Annotated in this window: 20 protein-coding genes; 9 read left to right on the top strand and 11 right to left on the bottom strand. The window is 72.0% G+C overall.

All coding sequences use genetic code 11. The features are described 5' to 3' along the window. Nucleotides 1-55 precede the first annotated feature (55 nt). A complete protein-coding gene (locus IO24_RS0103430) occupies nt 56-289 on the top strand; it encodes a hypothetical protein (protein WP_031131626.1) in 234 nt (77 codons plus the stop codon). A gap of 73 nt (nt 290-362) precedes the next feature. Here IO24_RS0103430 and IO24_RS0103435 read toward each other — a convergent pair whose 3' ends face one another. Next, nucleotides 363-965 carry a hypothetical protein gene (locus IO24_RS0103435; protein WP_031131629.1) on the bottom strand — a complete coding sequence of 201 codons (603 nt, stop codon included), beginning with the start codon at nt 963-965 and terminating at the stop codon, nt 363-365. A 151-nt stretch (nt 966-1,116) separates the two neighbouring features. Between IO24_RS0103435 and npdG the strand changes: the two genes are divergently transcribed. Both npdG and IO24_RS0103445 read left to right on the top strand, forming a co-directional pair. Next, nucleotides 1,117-1,836: an NADPH-dependent F420 reductase gene (gene npdG, locus IO24_RS0103440; protein ID WP_031131631.1), complete on the top strand. Its 720-nt coding sequence runs from the start codon at nt 1,117-1,119 to the stop codon at nt 1,834-1,836. A gap of 83 nt (nt 1,837-1,919) precedes the next feature. Continuing rightward, nucleotides 1,920-2,099 carry a hypothetical protein gene (locus tag IO24_RS0103445; RefSeq protein ID WP_031131633.1) on the top strand — a complete coding sequence of 60 codons (180 nt, stop codon included), beginning with the start codon at nt 1,920-1,922 and terminating at the stop codon, nt 2,097-2,099. Between the two features lie 10 nt (nt 2,100-2,109). Here the strand turns inward: IO24_RS0103445 and IO24_RS0103450 are convergent, their stop codons facing one another. Beyond that, complete coding sequence (locus tag IO24_RS0103450; protein ID WP_031131635.1) at nt 2,110-2,910, bottom strand: site-2 protease family protein; 801 nt, start codon at nt 2,908-2,910, stop codon at nt 2,110-2,112. Between the two features lie 103 nt (nt 2,911-3,013). Between IO24_RS0103450 and IO24_RS47310 the strand changes: the two genes are divergently transcribed. Continuing rightward, nucleotides 3,014-3,184, top strand: coding sequence for a DUF6578 domain-containing protein (locus IO24_RS47310; RefSeq protein ID WP_338055560.1), 171 nt, complete (start codon nt 3,014-3,016; stop codon nt 3,182-3,184). Nucleotides 3,185-3,265: 81 nt separating this feature from the next. Then, the gene (locus IO24_RS0103455; protein ID WP_234335190.1) at nt 3,266-6,544 is read left to right on the top strand and encodes an ATP-binding protein; all 3,279 of its coding nucleotides are present in this window, start codon (nt 3,266-3,268) and stop codon (nt 6,542-6,544) included. A gap of 20 nt (nt 6,545-6,564) precedes the next feature. Here IO24_RS0103455 and IO24_RS0103460 read toward each other — a convergent pair whose 3' ends face one another. The 3 genes from IO24_RS0103460 to panB all read right to left on the bottom strand — a co-directional run bounded on the left by IO24_RS0103460 (nt 6,565) and on the right by panB (nt 9,406). After that, nucleotides 6,565-7,386 carry an ABC transporter permease gene (locus IO24_RS0103460; RefSeq protein ID WP_031131639.1) on the bottom strand — a complete coding sequence of 274 codons (822 nt, stop codon included), beginning with the start codon at nt 7,384-7,386 and terminating at the stop codon, nt 6,565-6,567. Next, nucleotides 7,383-8,402, bottom strand: a complete 1,020-nt coding sequence (locus IO24_RS0103465; protein ID WP_031131641.1) for an ATP-binding cassette domain-containing protein — start codon at nt 8,400-8,402, stop codon at nt 7,383-7,385. Before IO24_RS0103465 ends, IO24_RS0103460 begins: the two co-directional genes overlap by 4 nt. Before the next feature lie 128 nt (nt 8,403-8,530). Further along, nucleotides 8,531-9,406 (bottom strand): 3-methyl-2-oxobutanoate hydroxymethyltransferase, encoded by an 876-nt coding sequence (gene panB / locus IO24_RS0103470; RefSeq protein ID WP_031131643.1) that lies wholly within the window; start codon nt 9,404-9,406, stop codon nt 8,531-8,533. A 201-nt stretch (nt 9,407-9,607) separates the two neighbouring features. On the opposite strand from panB, the gene IO24_RS0103475 reads away from it, so the two are divergent. From IO24_RS0103475 to IO24_RS0103490, 4 genes are all read left to right on the top strand, one after another. After that, complete coding sequence (locus IO24_RS0103475) at nt 9,608-11,209, top strand: MFS transporter (RefSeq protein ID WP_078899136.1); 1,602 nt, start codon at nt 9,608-9,610, stop codon at nt 11,207-11,209. A gap of 47 nt (nt 11,210-11,256) precedes the next feature. After that, entirely contained in the window at nt 11,257-11,895 is a 639-nt protein-coding gene (locus IO24_RS0103480) for a TetR/AcrR family transcriptional regulator (protein WP_031131646.1), read from the top strand. 179 nt (nt 11,896-12,074) lie between these two features. Then, on the top strand, nt 12,075-13,127 hold the full coding sequence (locus tag IO24_RS0103485) for an endonuclease/exonuclease/phosphatase family protein (protein ID WP_031131647.1): 1,053 nt from the start codon (nt 12,075-12,077) through the stop codon (nt 13,125-13,127). A gap of 136 nt (nt 13,128-13,263) precedes the next feature. Then, nucleotides 13,264-14,481 (top strand): MFS transporter, encoded by a 1,218-nt coding sequence (locus tag IO24_RS0103490; RefSeq protein WP_031131649.1) that lies wholly within the window; start codon nt 13,264-13,266, stop codon nt 14,479-14,481. A 55-nt stretch (nt 14,482-14,536) separates the two neighbouring features. On the opposite strand, the gene IO24_RS0103495 is transcribed toward IO24_RS0103490, so the two are convergent. The 6 genes from IO24_RS0103495 to IO24_RS0103520 all read right to left on the bottom strand — a co-directional run bounded on the left by IO24_RS0103495 (nt 14,537) and on the right by IO24_RS0103520 (nt 20,482). Next, a complete protein-coding gene (locus tag IO24_RS0103495; RefSeq protein ID WP_031131651.1) occupies nt 14,537-15,112 on the bottom strand; it encodes an O-methyltransferase in 576 nt (191 codons plus the stop codon). Further along, nucleotides 15,109-15,837, bottom strand: a complete 729-nt coding sequence (locus tag IO24_RS0103500; protein WP_031131653.1) for a haloacid dehalogenase type II — start codon at nt 15,835-15,837, stop codon at nt 15,109-15,111. The genes IO24_RS0103495 and IO24_RS0103500 overlap by 4 nt, the downstream gene beginning before the upstream one ends. A gap of 120 nt (nt 15,838-15,957) precedes the next feature. Continuing rightward, entirely contained in the window at nt 15,958-16,353 is a 396-nt protein-coding gene (locus IO24_RS0103505; RefSeq protein ID WP_031131655.1) for a VOC family protein, read from the bottom strand. After that, on the bottom strand, nt 16,350-16,652 hold the full coding sequence (locus tag IO24_RS0103510) for an ArsR/SmtB family transcription factor (RefSeq protein WP_031131657.1): 303 nt from the start codon (nt 16,650-16,652) through the stop codon (nt 16,350-16,352). The genes IO24_RS0103505 and IO24_RS0103510 overlap by 4 nt, the downstream gene beginning before the upstream one ends. A gap of 56 nt (nt 16,653-16,708) precedes the next feature. Further along, nucleotides 16,709-18,463 (bottom strand): NAD+ synthase, encoded by a 1,755-nt coding sequence (locus tag IO24_RS0103515; RefSeq protein ID WP_031131659.1) that lies wholly within the window; start codon nt 18,461-18,463, stop codon nt 16,709-16,711. Nucleotides 18,464-18,541: 78 nt separating this feature from the next. Next, nucleotides 18,542-20,482, bottom strand: coding sequence for a S53 family peptidase (locus IO24_RS0103520; RefSeq protein WP_031131661.1), 1,941 nt, complete (start codon nt 20,480-20,482; stop codon nt 18,542-18,544). Between the last annotated feature and the right edge of the window lie 160 nt (nt 20,483-20,642).

The following is a 20,642-nucleotide window of genomic DNA, read 5'->3' on the forward strand; positions in this document are numbered from 1 at the left end:
AGCGAGTCTAACCAGCGGCCACGGGGGAACATGTCGATGGCGAGAGGAGCTGGTCATGGCCCTGTTCAAGAAGCGGACGGTCGGCAAGCCGGGTGAGTGGTACTACTGCCTGGAGCACAAGAAGGTCGAGGAGGGGCCCGAGTGCCCCAACAAGGACCGGTTCGGGCCGTACGCCACCCGCACGGAGGCCGAACACGCGATGGCGACCGCCCGCGAGCGCAACCTCCAGTGGGAGAACGACCCCAAGTGGCACGACGCCCCGGCGGGCAGCCGGGACGACGAGACCTGAGCCCCCCGCACGCCCTGGGCGACCGCAGCCCAGGGCGTGCCCGATGCCCGGGCGGACAGCGGGACGGCCCGTGTCACCAGCGGGCCGGCGGCGGTGCCGTCAGGTGCTCCGCCAGTCGCGCCACCCGGTCCCGGAAGCGGCGCCGCCCCCGCGGGACCGGCAGGGCGTTCTCCCCGGCCGCCGCGCCGACCAGGTGCTGCACCGTGTCGAGGTCCAGTTCCGAGCCGTCGGGCACGGCCAGGGTCTCGTGCGCCAGGGACGGCAGCTCGCCCTGTCCGGGGCCGAGGGCCAGGACCGTCACGCCGGCCCGACGCGCGTCGGACACCCGCTCCAGGAGGGGCGCCGCGGGCCCCTGGGGAGCGACCACCAGCAGCGTCTCGCCCCGCCGGGCCGCCTCCAGCCGGCCCAGGCCGACCGCCAGATGAGCCGGATCCGACGGGCGCGCGTCGTGCCGCACCAGCGTCGGGGCCAGCTCCGGCGTGCCCGACCAGGCGGCCTCGTCCACCAGGTGTGCGGCGAGATGCCACGGCTCGTACTCCGGCGTGCCGACGAGCAGCAGACCGCCCCGGTGCGACACCACCGAGCCGCGCAGCGCCCCGGCGAACCGCCGTGTGGCGCCCAGCCACTCCGTCCCGGCGAGCACTTCCCGCAGCAGCGCGACCCGTACCGCATCCATGGGACCGCATCCTGCCCCGAACGGTCACCCGTGACGTGGAGTTCACCACGCGTTAGCCCGGCCTGGGTAGGCCGACCGGTCACCCGTACCACCGTCGAACGTACGAGACCGGAGACTTCGGCGGCGGTGGCGCGGTCGTAGAGTCGGGGCCATGACCTCTACCGACAGTGCTGCCACCGACAACGCCCAGAAGGCGCCCGCCAAGGACCCCTGGGACCTGCCCGACGTCTCCGGACTCGTGGTCGGGGTGCTCGGCGGAACCGGGCCGCAGGGCAAGGGCCTGGCCTACCGGCTCGCCAAGGCCGGCCAGAAGGTGATCATCGGATCGCGGGCGGCCGGCCGCGCCCGGGCCGCCGCGGACGAACTCGGCCACGGCGTCGAGGGCGCCGACAACGCCGAGACCGCGCGCCGCAGCGACATCGTGATCGTCGCCGTGCCGTGGGACGGCCACGGCAAGACCCTGGAGTCCCTGCGCGAGGAACTGGCCGGCAAGCTCGTCGTCGACTGCGTCAACCCGCTCGGCTTCGACAAGAAGGGCGCCTACGCCCTCAAGCCCGAGGAGGGCAGCGCCGCTGAGCAGGCCGCCGCCCTGCTGCCGGACTCGCGGGTCACGGCCGCCTTCCACCACCTGTCGGCCGTGCTGCTCCAGGACCCGCAGATCGAGGAGATCGACACCGACGTCATGGTGCTCGGCGAGGTGCGGGCGGACGTCGAGATCGTCCAGGCCCTGGCCGGGCGCATCCCCGGGATGCGCGGGATCTTCGCCGGGCGGCTGCGCAACGCCCACCAGGTGGAGTCGCTGGTGGCCAACCTGATCTCCGTGAACCGCCGGTACAAGGCGCACGCGGGGCTGCGCGTCACCGACGTGTGAGCCGGTGACGGCCATGGGGGACACTGGACGGCATCAGCGGTACCAGCTGTGCCAGAAGTGTCCCCCGACAGGAGCCGACCGCCATGCCCCGCCTCGCCCTCTACGCCCTGATCGTCTGCGTCCTCTCCGTGGCCGCGGCCGTCGTCTCCTTCACACGGGGCAGCTTCCTGGGGATCGTGTGGGTGCTGCTGGCGGGCCTGTCGTCCAACATGTGCTGGTACTACGTCAAGCGCGCCAAGCACCGGAAGTCGGTCACCGGCTGACCCGCGCCCGTCAGGGGGCCGCCGAGCAGAACTCGTTCGAGCCCTGCCAGAAGCGGTACAGCTCCTGACCGCAGTACGTCTCGAAGTCGCTGATCCCGAGGGACTTCAGGATCGTGTCGATCACGTCGAAGAAGACGCCGTTCACCGCCGGCAGCCACAGCAGCGCGAACACGAAGAGCAGGCCGAACGGCGCGAACGGCTCCACCTGGCGCCGGATGCCGTACGACAGCCAGGGCTCGATCACGCCGTAGCCGTCCAGGCCCGGCACCGGCAGGAAGTTCAGCAGCGCGGCCGTCACCTGGAGCAGCGCGAGGAAGGCCAGCGCGAACCGGAAGTCGTTCGGGACGCCGTCCAGCGCGTCCAGCCAGAACGGGGCGGTGCACACGAGGGCGAACAGCACGTTCGTCAGCGGGCCCGCCGCCGAGATCAGGCTGTGCTTCCAGCGGCCCCGGATGCGCCCCCGCTCGATGAACACCGCGCCGCCGGGGAGCCCGATACCGCCCATGATCACGAAGATCACCGGGAGCACGATGCTGAGCAGCGCGTGCGTGTACTTCAGCGGGTTCAGGGTCAGATAGCCCTTCGCGCCGACCGAGATGTCGCCGCTGTGCAGGGCGGTGCGCGCGTGCGCGTACTCGTGCAGACACAGCGAGACGATCCACGCCGCCGTCACGAACAGGAACACGGCGACGCCGGGCTGCTCGGCGAACCCGGTCCAGGTCGCCCATCCCGTGACCGCCGTCACGGCGAGGATCCCGGCGAACACGGGACTGATCCGCCGCTCGCTGTGGCGGGTGGTGGCGGTGGTCATGGGGCTCCCTGCACTTTCGGACACGGGGTGGGACGGCCCGACAGTACTGGGCGCAGGTGAAAAACGTCTCGCGCGGGCGGCCGGTTCCGGAGAGGGTGGGGCCATGGGGCTGTGGCACGTGTTCTCCGCGGACTGGCAGACGGAGTGCTGCGGCACGCCGTTCCCGGTGGGGGACGAGGTGAGCCGGCCCCAGCGGCCTCGCCCCGGACGCCGCACGGAGAGGGCCCGTCCACCGGCTCCAGCCGGCCGTGCCCGGCGCTGCCGGTGGCCCTGACGTCCCGCCGCCGGTCCCTGAACGCCCCGCCGTTCCGGCAACCGCCGTGACCCGCCCCTGTACACCGGAGACAATGAGCCCGTGCACTACCGCATCCTCGGCACCACGCAGGCGCTCCGCACCGACGGGACGGTCGTTCCGGTCGGTGGGGCCCGGCTGCGCGCGTTACTGACCGTGCTCGCGCTGCGGGCCGGACGGACCGTGCCCGTGGGACTGCTCGTCGACGAGGTGTGGGGCGGGCAGCCGCCCGCCGACGCGCCGGGGGCGCTGCAGGCGCTGGTCGGGCGGTTGCGGCGGGCGCTCGGGGCGGACGCGGTCGTCTCCGCCGAGGGCGGGTACCGGCTCACGGCCCTGCCCGACGACGTCGACCTGCACCGGTTCGAGCGGCTGGCCGGCGAGGGGCTGCGGGCGCTGGCCGACGGCGACTCCGCCAAGGCCGCCGCGGTCCTCGACGACGGGCTCGCCCTGTGGCGGGGCCCGGCCCTCGCCGACCTGCCCGACCGCACCGCCGAAGCGGCCCGCTGTGACACCCGCCGCCTGGACGTGCTGCGCGCCCGCCACACCGCCGCCCTCGCCCTCGGCCAGGCCGAGCAGGCCCTGCCGGAACTGACCGCCCTGTGCGACGGCCATCCCCTGGACGAGCCCCTGCAGACCCTGCGTCTGCGCGCCCTGCGGGACGCCGGCCGTGCGGCGGAGGCGCTGGACGCCTACGAGGATCTCCGGCGGTTGCTCGCCGACCGCCTCGGCGCCGACCCGGGGCCGGAACTGCGGGCACTGCATGCGGAGTTGCTCAGCCCGGGAGACACGCCCGTACCCGCGCCCGCCGCCGGGGAGCCCGACAGGCCGGCCGGCAACCTGCGCGCCCGCCTCACCTCCTTCATCGGCCGGGAAACCGACATCGAGACCATCCGCGGGGATCTCGCGGCGGCCCGGCTGGTCACCCTGCTCGGCCCCGGCGGCGCCGGGAAGACCCGCCTGTCGCAGGAAACCGCGGAGACCGTGCGCGAGGCCATGCCCGGCGGGGTGTGGCTGGCCGAACTCGCCCCCGTCGACGACCCCGACGCCGTACCGGAGGCCGTACTCACCGCCGTCGGCGCCCGCGAGACCGTGCTGTACGGTGCCGGCGCCGAGGGCATCCGCGCCGCCGTCGCCGACCGGCTCGACGACCCCGTCGAGCGGCTCGCCGAGCACTGCTCCCGGCCCCGCATGCTGCTGATCCTCGACAACTGCGAGCACGTCGCCGACGCCGCCGCCCGGCTCACCGAGGATCTCCTGGCTCGCTGCCCGGACCTCACCGTCCTGGCCACCAGCCGTGAACCCCTGGGCGTGCCGGGGGAGTTGCTGCGTCCGGTGGAGCCGCTGCCCGAGCCGGTCGCGCTGCGCCTGCTCGCCGACCGGGGAGCGGCGGCCCGGGCAGGCTTCCGGATCGAGGACGATCCCGAGGCGTGCGCGGAGATCTGCCGGCGCCTGGACGGCCTGCCGCTGGCCATCGAACTGGCCGCCGCCCGGCTGCGGATGCTCACCCCCCGCCAGATCGCCGACCGGCTGGACGACCGCTTCCGTCTCCTCACCTCCGGCAGCCGCACCGTCCTGCCCCGCCAGCAGACCCTCAGAGCCGTCGTCGACTGGTCCTGGGACCTGCTCGACGAGGACGAGCGCGACGTCCTGCGGCGGCTGTCGGTGTTCGCCGGCGGCTGCGACCTGCCCGCCGCCGAGGCGGTGTGCGGACCGGCCGCCCTGGAGGCGCTCGGCTCCCTCGTCGACCGCTCCCTGGTCGTGGCGGCCCCGCCCGGCACGTCGGCCGACGGGGAGATGCGCTACCGGCTCCTGGAGACGGTCGCCGAGTACGCCGCCGAACGGCTGGACGAGTCCGGGCAGCGCGCCGACGCCGAGCGCGCCCACCTGACGTACTACCGTGAACTCGCCCGTACCACCGACCCGTTGCTGCGCGGCCCGGGTCAGCTCGCCGCCATCCGCCGGCTGGAGCGCGAGTACGAGAACCTGCGCACGGCGCTGCGGCACGCCGTCGCCCTGCGCGACGAGCAGGAGGCGCTGTGCCTGGCGCTGTCCCTCGTCTGGTACTGGCAGATGCGTGACCTGCGCATCGAGGCGCGCAACTGGTGCCGCGAGGTCATGGCGCTCGGACCCGACCCCTTCACCGAGCCCGTCCGCCCCGCCACCGCGGTGTGGCAGCGCTGCACCGACGCCCCGCCCCCGATGGCCGGCGAGGTCCTCGTGGAGGCCCGGCGCGGCATCCACCTCGCCCATCTCGCCTGTATGGACACCGAGCTGGATTCCTGGCAGAACCCGCGGTCACAGGAGAAGCTGCGGGCCATCGCCCGAACCTACGAGCCCGGTCTGCCGCAGAACTGCCGGCTTCCCGGCCTGTTCTGGTTCTTCGCCGTGATGCTGACCGGCGACATGGACCGGCTGCGCGTCATCGTCGACGCCTCCGTCCAGACGTGCCGGCGGACCCCCGGCTTCGACTGGGAGCTGGCCTCCGGCCTCCAGATGCGGGCCAACTTCCTGGCCAACCGCACCGACTGGGCGGGCGACGCCGCCCGGGACGCCGACGAGTCGCTGGAGATCTACCGGCGCCTCGGTGACGCCTGGGGCACCGCCGAGGCCCTCTCCGCCCGCGCCGAGGCCCACGAACGCCGGGGTGACCACGCCCGGGCCGCCGTCGACTACGAGGCGGCCATCGCCCACGCCGAACACCTCGGCGCCCGCGCCCAGGCAGCCGTCCTCGCCGCCCGGCTGGGCAGCGCCCTGCTGGAGGCCGGCGAGAGTGAACGCGGCGAGCGGCTGCTGCGCGAGGTGATCGCCCAGCACGAGGACTCGCACAGCGAGGCCATGCCCGCCGCCCGCCTGTTCCTGGCCGGCCGGCTCGGTATGACGGACCGCACCACCGAGGCCCGCGAGCAACTGCGGCGGCTGCGCCAGGACTTCCGTATCGCCCACTTCATCGTCTTCGACGCGTTCATCCTCGGCGCGGAGGCCTGGCTGGACGCCGCGGAGGGACGGTACGAGGAGTGCCTGGACCTCATCCGCAAGGCACTGGAACGGGCCGCCGATCCGCTGTCGACCGCCATCGTGCCCCATATGCGCTCGGGGTACCTGCTCATCGGCGCCTGGGCGCTGGCCGGTCTCGACGGCGGGCGGCGCGCCCTGGACGCGGCCCGCTGCCTGGGCGCCTTCGACGCCCTGCTGCCGCCCGGCCACGCCGCCCAGCTGCAGGAGCGCGCGACCCGCGAGCGGGCGGAGCGGGCGGCCCGGACATCGCTCGGCGACACGGCGTACGAGACCGCGTACGCGCAGGGCGGCGGCCTCTCCCCCGACGAGGCCGCCGCCCTGCTCTGACGCGGACCGGGCGCGTTCGGTCAGCTCTTGGTCCGGAACTTGTGGATCGCGACGGGCGCCATCACGGCCGTGATCGCCACCGACCAGCCGAGCGTCACCCACAGGTCGTGCGCGACCGGCCCGCCCACCATCAGACCGCGCGCGGCGTCCGCGAGCGTGGACAGCGGGTTGTAGTCGGTGAAGGCCTGAAGCCAGCCCGGCATCGACGTGGTCGGCGCGAAGATCGACGAGCCGAACTGGAGCGGGAACAGCACCAGGAAGCCCATCGCCTGCACGGACTGCGCGCTCTTCATGATCACGCCCAGGGTGAGGAACACCCACATGATCGACGAGGCGAACGCCGTGGACAGCGCCACGGCCGCGAACAGCCCGGGCCAGTTGGTGATCTCGAACCCGACCGCCACGGAGACGATCATCAGCACGGCGGTCGCGAACAGCATCCGCAGCAGTTCCACGGAGATCTTCGCGAACAGCACCGAGCCGCGCCCGATGGGCAGGGACCGGAAGCGGTCCATGACACCGGAGTTGAAGTCCTGGCTGAAGCCGGTGCCGACGCCCTGGGACAGCGTCATGCTCATCATCGCGATCATGCCGGGGATCACGTACTGCACGTACTGGTCCTGCCCGCCGCCCAGCGCCTGGCCGATCGAGCCGCCGAACACGAACACGAACAGCAGGGTGAAGATGACCGGCATCAGCAGTGCGTCGGCCATCGACTCCGGGTCCTGGCGGATCCACAGCAGATTGCGGCGGACGAGGGCACCGGTGTGCCGCAGATGGCCGCGCAGCGTGATGCGGGCGTCGTCGGCCGGCGCGGGGGCGGAAAGGGTGCTGGCACTCATACGGTGACTTCCTCGCGGTCCTCGGCGGGCGGGGTGTCCTGCGGGGCACTGGCACGGTGGCCGGTGAGGGACAGGAACACCTCGTCCAGGCTGGGCAGTTCGGTGGTGACGGCGGCGAGTGTGATGCCGCGGGAGGTGACGGCGCCCACGACGGCGGTCAGCTGCTCGTCGCTGAGGATCGGGACGAGGAGGGTGCCGGAGTCGGTGTCCACGGTGGTGGTCGCGAGCCCGGTGATGCCGAGGTCGTCCAGGTGCGCGGCGAGCGGCCGCAGGTGCAGGGCGTCGGCCGGCCGGATCCGCAGGGTCCGCCCGCCGACCTTGGCCTTGAGCTCCTCGATGCCGCCGCCCGCGACGACCTTGCCCTTGTCCACGACCGTCAGCTCGGAGGCGAGCTGCTCGGCCTCCTCCATGTACTGCGTGGTCAGCAGCACGGTCACGCCGTCGCCGACCATGGCCTTGACCTCGTCCCACACTTCGTTGCGGGTGCGCGGGTCGAGGCCGGTGGTCGGTTCGTCGAGGAAGAGGACGGCGGGCCGCCCGATCATCGAGGCGGCCAGGTCGAGCCGCCGCCGCATACCGCCGGAGTAGGTGCTCGCGGGCCGTTTGGCGGCGTCGGTCAGCGAGAACCGCTCCAGCAGCGCGTCGGCCCGCGCGCGGGCCTCCTTGCGGGGCAGGTCGAGCAGCCGGCCGATCATGTACAGGTTCTCCCAGCCGGGGAGTTTCTCGTCGACGGAGGCGTACTGCCCGGTGAGCCCTATCACCCGCCGCAGGTGCCGCGGCTGCCGTACGACGTCGTACCCGGCCACCGTGGCCTGCCCCGAGTCGGGGGCGAGCAGCGTGGACAGGATCCGCACGAGGGTGGTCTTCCCGGCCCCGTTCGGCCCGAGCACCCCCATCACGGTGCCCTCCCGCACCTCCAGGTCGACCCCGTCCAGAGCCTTGGTCTCCCCGTAGTGCTTCACCAGCCCCCGCACGGTCACAGCGGCGCCGCTGGTCTGATTGTCGATTCGCGTCATGGGACAGACGCTCTCAGGCGCCACCGACAAACCGCCGACAGATCACCGACAGCCGCCGGTGATCCCGGAAAGGGGACAGCCCGTCGACGGGGGACGATCGACGGGCTGTCCGTGGTACCGCTGTGGCTCTAGTGGACGGAGTTCTCCTCCTGCGGGAACGTTCCGCCGACGACCTCGTCGGCGAACGCCTTCACCGCGTTCCCCATGACCTCACGCAGGTCGGCGTACTGCTTCACGAACTTCGGCACGCGCCCGCCGGTCAGACCCAGCATGTCGGTCCACACCAGCACCTGCGCGTCGGTCTCGGGGCCCGCCCCGATCCCGACGGTCGGGATGTGCAGCACCCGCGTCACCTCGGCGGCCAGCTCCGCGGGAACCAGCTCCAGGACCACCGCGAAGGCGCCCGCGTCCTGCACGGCCTTGGCGTCCCGCAGCAGCTGCTGGGCCGCCTCCTCGCCCCGCCCCTGCACGCGGTAGCCCATCGCGTTGACGGACTGCGGGGTCAGGCCGATGTGCGCCATGACCGGGATGCCGGACTCGACGAGCAGCCGGATCTGCTCGTGCGACCGCTCGCCTCCCTCCAGCTTCACGGCCTGCACGCCCGCCTCCTTCACCAGCCGGGTCGCCGAGCGCAGCGCCTGCACCGGGCCCTCCTGGTAGGAGCCGAAGGGCAGGTCGCCGACGATCAGGGCCCGCGAGGTGCCCCGTACGACCGCCGCCGACAGCATCGTCATCTCGTCGAGGGTGACGGGCACGGTCGTCTCGTACCCGAGGTGGCAGTTGCCCGCCGAGTCGCCGACGAGCATCACCGGGATGCCGGCCTCGTCGAAGACGGACGCGGTCATCGCGTCGTATGCGGTGAGCATCGGCCACTTCTCGCCGCGCTCCTTGGCGGCGGCGATGTCGCGCACGGTGATGCGGCGGGTGCCCTTGCCCCCGTACAGCGCCCTGCCGCTGTCGGAGGTCTTGATCTGAGCAGTCTGGGCAGCCGGAAGCTGCGTCATTGCACGGCTCCTAACACGTCATCTCGAGGCGCCCTGACGGCGTCCCCGGACCACGTCCATGGTGGCACCTCGTGCCATCGAGGGCTAGGGGAGCCCCTGTGAGTTCCGTCCGGGGCCGGGAAACGGCCGCTGCGTAAGACCCCGGTAAGAGTATTCCGATACGAGACGGTCTCGTATCGAAATGGTTCTACGCTCGACGGCATGACTACCCCCGCCGCCCCGGCCGCCCCCACCGGCCCGCGCATACCGGAAGCGGTGCACCGGCGCCGCTGGGCGATCCTCGGCGTTCTGATGCTGAGCCTGCTGATCGTCGTGCTCGACAACTCGATCCTGAACGTCGCCATCAAGACGATCTCCACCCCGGCCCCGACCGGCCTGGGCGCCACGCAGAGCGAGCTGGAATGGGCGATCAACGCCTACACCCTCGTCTTCGCGGGCCTGCTGTTCACCGCCGGGCTGCTCGGCGACCGGCTGGGCCGCAAGAAGGTGCTGATCGGCGGTCTGGCGGTGTTCGGCATCGGCTCCGCGTTCGCCGCGTTCTCCGGCTCGCCGGGTGAGCTGATCACCTTCCGGGCCGTGATGGGCCTGGGTGCCGCGTTCGTCATGCCCGCCACCCTCGCCGTCCTCATGAACGTCTTCGAGCGCGAGGAGCAGCCCAAGGCCATCGGCATCTGGGCGGGCGGCGTCGGCCTCGCCATCGCCATCGGCCCGATCACCGGCGGAGTGCTGCTCGCCCACTTCTGGTGGGGCTCGGTCTTCCTCATCAACGTGCCGATCGTGCTGCTCGCGCTCGCGCTGATGCTCTGGCTGGTGCCCGACTCGCGCGACCCGAACCCCGGCCGGGTCGACCCCGTCGGCGTCGTGCTGTCCGTCGTCGGCCTGGTGCTGCTCGTCTACGGCATCATCAAGGGCGGCCAGCTCGCCGACTTCACCGACGCCACCGTGCTGGCCACGATCGGCTGCGGACTCGCCGTGCTCGTCGCCTTCGTCGTGTTCGAGAAGCGCAGCGACCACCCGTCGATCGACGTGAGGTACTTCGAGAACAAGGTCTTCTCGGCCGCCGTCACCGCCATCGCGCTGGTGTTCTTCGCGCTGATGGGCGTGACCTTCTTCTCCGTCTTCTACACGCAGAGCGTGCGCGGCTACTCGCCGCTGCAGACCGGTCTGCTGATGCTGCCGCTGGCCGCCGCCCAGATGATCTTCGCGCCGCGCGCCCGGCTGGTGGTCGACCGCTTCGGCAACAAGGCCACGACCACGGCCGGACTGCTCGTCGTCGCCGCCATGCTGGCCGCCTTCGCCACTCTGGAGGCCGGCACGCCCCTGTGGATCCTGGAAGTGATCTTCTTCCTCATGGGTGCCGGCATGGCGCACATCATGACGCCGGTCAGCGTCGTCATCATGCAGGCCCTGCCCCGCGAGAAGGCCGGCTCCGCCTCCGCGCTCAGCAACACCTTCCGCCAGGTCGGCGGCGCCCTCGGCATCGCCGTCCTCGGCTCGGTGCTGTCCACGGCGTACCGCACGGGCATCGACGACAAGCTCGGCGCGCTGCCCCCGGCCCTGCGCCACACCGCGGGGGAGTCCATCGAGGCCACGCTCGGCATCGCGGACCGGCTGGGCCCGCAGGGCGAGTCCCTCGTCACCCCGGCCCACGACGCGTTCCTGCACGCGATGCACATCACCGCCCTGTGGGGTGCGGGCGTCGCCCTGATCGGCGCGGTCGTCGTGGCGCTGTTCCTGCCGGGGAAGCCGCCGGCGCCCGAGCGGGCGGAGGGGGAGAAGGAGCTGTCGCACACGGGCTCGTAGGCCTGCGGGAGAATGCGGCGACACCGGGTCGAGAAGGGACGCAGCGCGTGAGCCTCGCCGAACGGCACACCCCGCACGACGGTCCGCCGAGGGGCCGCCCCAGAAGCGAGGCCGTCGAGCGCGCCATCATCGAGGGGGTGATGAGGCTCCTGGAGGACGGCGTGCCCCTCGCGGAGCTGTCCATCGAGCGCGTCGCCCGCACCGCCGGCGTCGGCAAGGCCACGATCTACCGCCGCTGGAGCGGCAAGGAGGAACTCTTCGTCGACGTCGTGCGCGCCGCCGAGCCCGCCGCTCTCCCGCTCCCCGGCACGTCCATGCGCGACGACATCGTGGCCCTGCTGGAACAGGCGCGCCAACGGGGCCTGGCCAACCGCTCGTCGGCGATCTGGCACAGCGTGCACGCCCAGATGAAGAGCAGCCCGAAGGTGTGGGCGGCGTACCACGCCACGGTCGTCGCCCCGCGCCGCCGGCTCGGCATGGAGGTCCTGCGCCGCGGCCGGGACAACGGTGAACTGCGCACGGACGTCGACCTCGAACTGCTCTACGACCTGTTCGTCGGCCCGATGCTCCTGCGTTCCGTACTGCACCCGGACGACGACCTCCCCGACGACCTCGCCGCACAGATCGTCGACACCCTGCTCGAAGGCCTGCGCCCTGTCGGTTCCGAGCCGCACCGGCCCCGGTGAGTGTGCGCGTTTCGTCACAGACGGCGCTTTCGGCGGGCGTGCCCGGAACTCGCCGTGGGGACTCGAACGTCATCGCCCCCGTACGGCCGTCGAAGGACGGCGGGAACGGAACGGATCATCCCCTAGGGTCGTAAAGACACGGGGGCGATGGTGTGCACGGCAGGCAGTGAGGCGACGGTATGGCGCAGCAGGCGTACATGACGGAGACGGACAACGGCGGCTCGGGGCCTGAGCGCCAGGGAACCCGGCTTCGGCGCCTGTTCGACCGGCTGGCGGGCCCCTGGCGGGGCGATCCGAAAATCTGGCGGCGCGGACTGGTCGTCGCCGCCTGCGCGGTGCTGCTGGCACTGGTGATGCTGCTGCACTCGCGCATCCCGAACACGATCGGCAACCTGGGCAGCCTCACCGAGACGTTCCTGCCCTGGCTGGGGCTCCTCGTCCCGGTGCTGCTCGTCCTCGCCCTGGTCCGCAGGTCCGCGACCGCGCTGGTCGCGCTGGTGCTGCCGTCCGTGGTCTGGCTGAACCTCTTCGGCGGCCAGCTCAGCGACAAGACCGCGGCCGGCGGCGACCTCACGGTGGTCACGCACAACGTCAACGCCGACAACCCGGACCCGGCGGGCACCGCCCGTGACGTGGCCGCCTCCGGCGCGGACGTGCTGGCCCTGGAGGAGCTGACGCCGGACGAGGTCCCGACGTACGAGAAGGCGCTGGCGTCGACGTACCGTTACCACTCGGTGCAGGGCACGGTCGGCGTGTGGAGCAAGTACCCGCTGACAGGCGTGCGGGACGTCGACCTCGACATGGGCTGGACGCGCGCGATGCGCGCCACCGTGACCGCACCGTCCGGGCAGATCGCGGTCTACGTCGCCCATCTGCCGTCCGTACGCGTGAAGATGGAGGCCGGCTTCACGGCCCGGCAGCGCGACCGGAGCGCCGACTACCTCGGCGAGGCCATCGCCCACGAGCCGCTGAAGAACGTCGTCCTGCTCGGCGACCTGAACGGCACGATGAACGACCGCGCGCTCAACGCGGTGACCTCCCAGATGCGCTCCACGCAGGGCGCGGCCGGCGACGGCCTCGGCTTCAGCTGGCCCGCGTCGTTCCCGATGGCGCGCATCGACCAGATCATGGTCCGGGGGCTGAAGCCGGAGAGCTCGTGGACCCTCCCGCAGACGGGCAGCGACCATCTGCCGGTCGCGGCCCGTGTGAGGGTCACCACAAGCGGCTCCTGAAAACCGCTGGTCAGGGCAGTTCCGGCAGAAATCGGCAACCTGGGCGTCACCGCGTGGAATAGTGCGCCTGAGAGACTTTGTTCCGTACTTGAACATACGTGTACGGATCTCCAAGCAAGTCTCGAAAGGCTCCTTCATGCCCCTGGCCCTGCTCGCCCTCGCCGTGGGCGCCTTCGGCATCGGTACGACCGAATTCGTGATGATGGGGCTGCTGCCCGATGTCGCGGACGACCTGAACATCTCGATACCCGACGCCGGCCATCTGGTGTCGGCGTACGCGCTGGGCGTCGTCATCGGCGCCCCGCTGCTGGCCGCGGTCACCGCGAAGATGTCCCGGCGCACGGTCCTGATCGGCCTGATGGGACTCTTCGTCGTGGGCAACGCCCTGTCGGCCCTCGCACCCGACAACGGCTGGCTGCTGGCCGCCCGCTTCCTGAGCGGTCTGCCGCACGGCGCCTTCTTCGGCGTGGGCGCCGTCGTCGCGACGAACATGGTCGCCCCCGAACGCAAGGCGCGCTCGGTCTCGCTGATGTTCCTCGGCCTGACGGTCGCGAACGTCGCGGGCGTGCCGGTCGCGACCCTCATGGGCCAGCACCTCGGCTGGAGGGCGACCTTCCTCGGCGTCAGCGCCATCGGCCTGGCGGCGATCGCCGCGCTCGCGTTCCTCATCCCGAACGACCACCAGCACACCACCGCCCAGGGCCTGCGCGGCGAACTCGCCGCCCTGCGCTCCGTGCCGGTCTGGCTGTCGCTCGGCACGACCGTCGCGGGCTTCGGTGCCCTGTTCTCGGCCTACAGCTACATCACGCCGATGCTCACGGACGCCGCCGGCTACGCCGACGCCAGCGTCACCCTGCTGCTGGCGCTGTTCGGCGTCGGCGCGACCGCCGGCAACCTGCTGGGCGGCCGCCTGGCCGACCACTCCCTGCGCGGCACGCTGTTCGGCGGCCTCGTCTCGCTGGTGGCGGTCCTGGCGCTGTTCCCGTTGCTGATGCGCACGGAGCTCACGGCCGCCGTGGCCGTGATCCTGCTCGGCATGGCCGCCTTCGCCACCGGCTCCCCGCTCCAGCTCATGGTCATGGAGAAGGCCTCCTCGGCCCCGTCCCTGGCCTCCTCGGCCAACCAGGCCGCCTTCAACCTGGCCAACGCCGGCGGCGCCTGGATCGGCGGCCTCGCCCTGGCCGCGGGCTTCGGCGTCACCTCCCCGGCCCTGGCCGGTGTGGCCCTGGCCGTCCTCGGCCTGGCCGTGGCGTCGCTGGCCTACGCGGTGGACCGGCGCCGGGCTCCGGTGTCCGGGCGCGAGCGGATCGTGGCGAGCCATGTCCCGCAGGAGGCGGAAGCGGTGCATCACTGACGGCATCCGGTGCGCGGCGGCTCGTGGGACCGGGTCCCGCGAGCCGCCGTTCCGTCTACCGGGGCGTCTGGCGCCGCGCCGCGACGATCGCCGAACTGGCGGGCGTGGTGAGGACTTCGGTCGCGTCCAGGTGCGGATGGGTCAGATAGAACAGGCGCAGCTCGTCCACCTCGCCCTCGAACCGGGGCGGCCACTCGGCCGACGGTGTGAAGTCGTCCAGGACGAGAATCCCGCCGGGAGCGAGCAGTTCGACGACCCTGCGGGGATCGTCCCGCTTGCCGCCGCCGTCGCAGAAGAACACGTCGAAGGGCGCGTGCGGTTCGAGCAGCCGCCAGTCGCCGGTGAGGACGCTGACGCGGCTGTCGCCGGCGAAGACCCCGGCCGCGCGACGGGCCAGCTCCCGGTCCCGCTCCACGGTGACGAGCCGCGCACCGGCCCCGAGCCCGCTGTGCAGCCAGGCCGTCCCCACTCCCGACCCGGTGCCGCTCTCGGCGACGACCCCGCCGGGCTTGGCGGCGGCGGCCGTCCTCAGCAGCCTGCCGACTTCCGGGATGCAGCTCTTCTCGAACCCCGCCTCGGCGGCGAGGCGTTCGGCAGCCACGACCCGCGCCGGAACAGCACGCTCACTCATGACCGGCCCCCCTTTCGCCGGCCCCACGCTACGTGACCGCCGGTCAGCGCATCGACGAGTTGATCGAGTCCGCCGAACCGCCGGTCGAAGTCGTCGGAGTCCGTGGGCGGGTCCCCGACCGGGCGCCGGACGTAGGCGGTCCGCATGCCGACCGCCTGCGCCCCGCGGAGGTCCCAGGCGTGCGCGGCCACCACCAGCACGCGTTCCGGCGGGCATCCGGCGCTGTCGAGGGCGAGTCGGTAGACCTCCGGCGCCGGCTTGTAGGCCTGGGCGGCCTCGGCGGACAGGGCCTGGTGCCAGCGCAGCCCGGCATGGGCGTTGAGGTGCAGCAGGGTCGTGCGGCAGGCGTTGGACAGCCCGATCACGGGGAACCGCCGCGTGAGCCGCTCCAGTTCGGCGACCGAGTCGTCCCACGGGGGAAGGCGCCGCCCCGCGGTGGCGAGCCGGGCGACGGCCCCCGGGTCGGTGACGCCGGCCTGCCGGGCCACGCGCCGGGCGGCCTCGGCGTCGAGGATGTCGCTGCCGGCGTACCGGCGGAGCCCTCTGCGGATCCGCTCCTGTTCCTGCTCGCGGTGGAGCTGCCACAGGGCGACCAGTTCACCGGTGACCGCCGCGTCGGACCGGTGTGTCGCCTCCTGGACGGCCGATCGAAGTCCGCCCGTTTCGTCGACCATGGTGCCGAGGACGTCGAAGACGACCACCTCGATGTCGCGGATCTCCGCCATGTGCTCTCCCGCGTCCCGTCCACCGGTTGCGTCACCGCTTGAACTGGTGATGATGGTGTCAACGCGTCGGTCACCGGTCAAGGGGGTGACGACGCGTGCGCAGGGGGAGCGCCGCGACTGCTACTGCTGCGGCTGGGTCGCGATCTGGATCAGGTTGCCGCAGGTGTCGTCGAAGACGGCCGTGGTGACGGGCCCCATGTCCAGGGGCTCCTGGGTGAAGTGGACGCCGAGGCCGCTGAGGCGCTCGTACTCGGCCCGGACGTCGTCCACGGCGAACTGGGCGAGCGGGATGCCGTCCGCGGCGAGTGCGTCGCGGTAGGGCTTGACGGCCGGGTGGCCGGAGGGCTCCAGGAGCAGTTCCGTGCCGCCGGGGTTCTCGGGGGAGACGACGGTCAGCCATCGGTCCGTCTCGCCCACCGGGACGTCGTACTTCTTCACGAAGCCGAGGACCTCGGTGTAGAAGCGGAGGGCTTTGGCCTGGTCGTCGACGAAGACGCTGGTCAGATGGATCCTCATGGCGGGCTCTCTTCCGGTCCGGAGGGGTCGGGCGCCGGCCATCGCTCCGTGATCTGCCCGAGCGGGGCCGTGTTCAGGTCGTGAAACTTGTAGCGGCCCTCCCGCCTCGTCTCGACGAGCCCGGCGGCCTCCAGCACCGCGAGATGCTGGGAGACCGCCTGGCGCGAGATGCCGAGCCGGTGCTTCATGCTCAGCCGCGAGCAGATCTCGAACAGCGTCTGCCCGGACTTCTCCGCGAGCTCGTCGAGGATGGTGCGACGGGTGGGGTCGGCCAGGGCTTTGAAAAGGTCGTCGGCCACGGCCCCATGATAGGCAAGTGTTCACTTGCCTATCAAGTCCCTCCCCGGCCTGCCCGTCAGAGCGACTCCCGCCACCCGTTCGTGATCGGCAGCCGCCGGTCCTTCCCGAAGCCCTTGGGCGAGATCTTCGTGCCCGGCGGGTACTGGCGCCGCTTGTACTCGGCCGTGTCGACCATACGCAGCGTCTTCGCCACCAGCTCCGCGTCGAACCCGGCCGCCACGATCTCGTCCGCGCCCCGGTCCCGGTCGACGTACAGCTCCAGAATCGCGTCCAGCACCGGGTAGTCCGGCAGCGAATCCGTGTCGACCTGGCCCGGGCGCAGCTCCGCGCTCGGCGGCTTGGTGACGGAGTTCTCCGGGATCGGCGGGGTCTGGCCGCGCTCCCGGGCGGCCCGGTTACGCCACTCGGCCAGGCGGAAGACCGACGTCTTGTACACGTCCTTGATCGGGCCGTACGCGCCGACCGAGTCGCCGTAGAGCGTCGAGTAGCCGACCGCCAGTTCCGACTTGTTGCCGGGCGCCAGGACGATGTGGCCCTCCTGGTTGGAGATCGCCATGAGCAGTGTGCCGCGCAGACGCGACTGGAGGTTCTCCTCCGCCAGGCCCGTCAGGCCCAGCGAGCCCATGTACGCGTCGAACATCGGCTCGATGGCAACGGTCCGGTAGTTCAGGCCCGTGCGCCGGGCCAGTTCGGCCGCGTCGTCCTTGGAGTGGTCCGAGGAGTACTTCGACGGCATCGACACGCCGTACACGTTCTGCGCGCCCACCGCGTCGCACGCGATCGCCGCCACCAGCGCCGAGTCGATGCCGCCCGACAGGCCGATCAGGACCGACGTGAAGCCGTTCTTCGCGACATACGCCCGCAGGCCCACGACCAGCGCCGAGTAGACCTCCTCGTCGTCGTCCAGGCGGTCCGCGTAGCCGCCGGTCAGCTCCGGCTCGTACCGGGGCAGCGGCTCCTGTGAGAGCACCACGCGGTCGATGCGCAGGCCGTCGTCCACCACTCCCGTCGGGGCGTCCGCGGACGCCGTCGGCAGGTCCAGGTCCAGGACCACACAGCCCTCGGCGAACTGCGGCGCGCGCGCCACGACCTCGCCGTCCTTGTCGACGACGATCGAGTCGCCGTCGAACACGAGCTCGTCCTGGCCGCCGATCATCGCCAGGTACGCCGTGGTGCAGCCGGCCTCCTGGGCCCGCTTGCGGACCAGCTCCAGGCGCGTGTCGTCCTTGTTGCGCTCATAAGGGGAGGCATTGATCGAGACCAGCAGGCCCGCCTGCGCCGAACGGGCGGCGGGCACGCGGCCGCCGTCCTGCCAGAGGTCCTCGCAGATGGCCAGGGCGACATCCACGCCGTGCACCCGCAGCACCGGCATGCTGTCGCCGGGCACGAAGTAGCGGAACTCGTCGAACACGCCGTAGTTCGGCAGGTGGTGCTTGGCGAAGTTCAGGACCACCTCACCGCCGTACAGCACCGCACCCGCGTTCTGCGGCGCACCGGCCGGCTGGCCGTACTTCGGCTGGGCGGTCGCACTGCGGTCGAGGTAGCCGACGATCACCGGCAGGTCTCCGAAGCCCTCCTCGGCCAGGCGCGCGGCGAGAGAGCGCAGCGCCGCGCGCGAGGCCTCCACGAAGGACGACCTGAGCGCCAGGTCCTCGACGGGATACCCGGTCAGCACCATCTCCGGGAACGCCACGAGATGCGCTCCCTGTTCGGCGGAGTGCCGGGTCCAGCGGACGATCGACTCGGTGTTCCCGGCGAGGTCGCCGACGCCGGCGTCGATCTGGTTCAGGGCGAGACGTAGTTGAGGCACGCCGCCCAGTGTAATCGTCAATGCGACACAATGGGGTGGTGTGGGTCATCCCACACCACCCCGGTCCCCTTGCGGAGGTCAGTGCCGCCGGTACGACTCCACGTAGCCGCTCGCGGGCGTGCCCACGCCGGTGACGTCGTCGTAGCCCTTCACGGCCGTGAGCGAGCTGTCCTTGCCGAGACTGCGTACGGACGTGGACAGACCGCCGGTGGCGTCATAGCCGTTCACGAAGTCCAGCCGGGCCACGGCGAGGCCGGAGCCCGTCGGGTTGTCGGTGACGTCGTGGTAGACCTTCGACCCGGCCTTGGCGTAGATCGCCGGGTTGGCGAAGCCGATCGCCTTGCCGCGGGCCTCCTGGGCCAGGGCCTGGAGGGCCGCGATCGTCGGAGCCGCGAGCGAGGTGCCGCCGATGCGGTACTCGCTGTAGGCCTGCTTCTTCCCGTCGGGCGAGCTCTGCGTCTGCCCCACCAGGAAGCCGGTGTTGGGGTCGGCGATCGCCGCGATGTCCGGGACGACCCGGTTGCCGTCCGCGCCGTCCGCCTTCGCCAGCGCGTCCGGCACGACACCCCGCTGGTAGGAGGGTTCGGCGACCGTCCTGCTGGTGCCGCCGCCCGCGCCGGAGGTGAAGGCGCCGGGGAAACCCGTCCAGCTCCTGCCGTCGGCCGACAGGTCGGCCTTGTCGGTGCCCCAGCCGGTCTCCCAGAGGTACGTGTCGTCCTTGCCGACGGCCAGCGAGGTACCGCCGACGGCGGTGACCCACGCAGAGTTGGCAGGGGAGTCGACCTGTTTCGTCCCGGAGCTCGCGACCTCGTCGCCGTCGTCGCCGGAGGAGAAGTAGAAGCCGATGCCCTCGACCGCGCCCAGCTGGAACACCTGGTCGTAGGCGGCCGCGAGGTCGGGAGTCTGCACGGCCTCGACCTCGCCCCAGGAGTTGGAGACGATGTCGGCCAGGTGGTTGTCCACGACCTTGCCGAGAGCGTCGAGCAGGTCCCCGTCCCCGCAGGAGGCGGCGCCCACGTACGTGACGTCCGCGGCCGGTGCGACCGCGTGCACGGCCTCGACGTCCAGGGTCTCCTCGCCGTACCAGCCGGAGGCCGAGCAGTCCTTGGTGTCGGTGTACTTCTGGGGCAGCACCTGGTGCAGCCGGCCCGTCTTCCACGCCGCGTCGCCGTTGCGCTTGGCGTAGGTGCCGGCGTCGTAGGCGATCGTCGGGGAGGCGTAGGCGTCCGTGATGGCGACCCGGACGCCCTTGCCGGTGCGCGTGCCCGCACCGTAGGCGGCCCGCAGCTGCTTGCCCGTGTAACCCTTCACGGCGTACGGGAGCTTCTTGCCGTACGCGCTCGGGAGCGTGCTCGCGGTCTTCGAGCCGTAGTACGAGGAGAACGGCCCCGCGTTGCGGAACACGGTGTCCGGCGGCGGCAGTTGGTCGTCGTGCGTGGCCATGTGCGGCGCGTTGTCCAGCCCGGTCACGGTCAGGACGGCGTCGGCCAGGCCCTGCGGCACGGAGGCGGCGCTCGCCGGGGCGCGGTAGGTCTTCGAGCCCTTGGCGAAGTTGTGCAGCTGGGTGCCGAACGCCTTCTCGGCGGCGGCCACGTCACCGCTGACGGACACGTAGTGCCGCGTGACGCCGGTGACCTTCAGACCGGCCGCGGTCAGCCAGGCCTTCACGGCCGCCACCTGGGCCTTCGTCGCACCGAAGCGGGCCTGCGCCTGCTTGGCCGTCAGGTACTTGCCGTACGAGGCCGAGTCCGGGTCGGAGACGGCCCTCGCGTAGGCGGCGAGGCCCGCGGCGTCCTTGCCGGCCAGGTAGACCCGGGCCGAGACCCGGGCGCCGTCGGAGGCGGCACCCTTGTCCGCTCGGGCCGTGGCCCAGGCCGGCCGGGTCCCGGACAGCAGGTCGCGAAGCGGGTGGTCGGCTGCGTGCGCCGTGGGTATGCCGAGCGCCAGCGCGCCGGCGAGCATCGGCAGTGTCGCTGCCATGCTCACCCCGGCGCGCACCTTGGCGCGTTTGGATCTCATGGAACCCCCTGTGCGGTTCGTCGCGAGTGGATCACTCGACGGTCGCCACTCTCGCGACGAACCGTTCATGTCAGGGGAATGCGAAACCCAAGAAGCGTTCTACGCAGGCCAAGAAGTGCCCAAGGCGCCTTGATGCAGGACGATTTGGGGCTTACGCCCT

This window comes from Streptomyces flavovariabilis, from assembly GCF_000725785.1.
Classification (GTDB): Bacteria; Actinomycetota; Actinomycetes; order Streptomycetales; family Streptomycetaceae; genus Streptomyces; species Streptomyces hawaiiensis.

What these genes read in the sequence shown, in the direction of transcription:
- IO24_RS0103430 (WP_031131626.1), top strand. Translation starts at nt 56, where the DNA reads ATGGCCCTGTTCAAGAAGCGGACGGTCGGCAAGCCGGGTGAGTGGTAC.
- IO24_RS0103435 (WP_031131629.1), bottom strand. Translation starts at nt 965, where the DNA reads ATGGATGCGGTACGGGTCGCGCTGCTGCGGGAAGTGCTCGCCGGGACG.
- npdG (WP_031131631.1), top strand. Translation starts at nt 1,117, where the DNA reads ATGACCTCTACCGACAGTGCTGCCACCGACAACGCCCAGAAGGCGCCC.
- IO24_RS0103445 (WP_031131633.1), top strand. Translation starts at nt 1,920, where the DNA reads ATGCCCCGCCTCGCCCTCTACGCCCTGATCGTCTGCGTCCTCTCCGTG.
- IO24_RS0103450 (WP_031131635.1), bottom strand. Translation starts at nt 2,910, where the DNA reads ATGACCACCGCCACCACCCGCCACAGCGAGCGGCGGATCAGTCCCGTG.
- IO24_RS47310 (WP_338055560.1), top strand. Translation starts at nt 3,014, where the DNA reads ATGGGGCTGTGGCACGTGTTCTCCGCGGACTGGCAGACGGAGTGCTGC.
- IO24_RS0103460 (WP_031131639.1), bottom strand. Translation starts at nt 7,386, where the DNA reads ATGAGTGCCAGCACCCTTTCCGCCCCCGCGCCGGCCGACGACGCCCGC.
- IO24_RS0103465 (WP_031131641.1), bottom strand. Translation starts at nt 8,402, where the DNA reads ATGACGCGAATCGACAATCAGACCAGCGGCGCCGCTGTGACCGTGCGG.
- panB (WP_031131643.1), bottom strand. Translation starts at nt 9,406, where the DNA reads ATGACGCAGCTTCCGGCTGCCCAGACTGCTCAGATCAAGACCTCCGAC.
- IO24_RS0103475 (WP_078899136.1), top strand. Translation starts at nt 9,608, where the DNA reads ATGACTACCCCCGCCGCCCCGGCCGCCCCCACCGGCCCGCGCATACCG.
- IO24_RS0103485 (WP_031131647.1), top strand. Translation starts at nt 12,075, where the DNA reads ATGGCGCAGCAGGCGTACATGACGGAGACGGACAACGGCGGCTCGGGG.
- IO24_RS0103490 (WP_031131649.1), top strand. Translation starts at nt 13,264, where the DNA reads ATGCCCCTGGCCCTGCTCGCCCTCGCCGTGGGCGCCTTCGGCATCGGT.
- IO24_RS0103495 (WP_031131651.1), bottom strand. Translation starts at nt 15,112, where the DNA reads ATGAGTGAGCGTGCTGTTCCGGCGCGGGTCGTGGCTGCCGAACGCCTC.
- IO24_RS0103500 (WP_031131653.1), bottom strand. Translation starts at nt 15,837, where the DNA reads ATGGCGGAGATCCGCGACATCGAGGTGGTCGTCTTCGACGTCCTCGGC.
- IO24_RS0103505 (WP_031131655.1), bottom strand. Translation starts at nt 16,353, where the DNA reads ATGAGGATCCATCTGACCAGCGTCTTCGTCGACGACCAGGCCAAAGCC.
- IO24_RS0103520 (WP_031131661.1), bottom strand. Translation starts at nt 20,482, where the DNA reads ATGAGATCCAAACGCGCCAAGGTGCGCGCCGGGGTGAGCATGGCAGCG.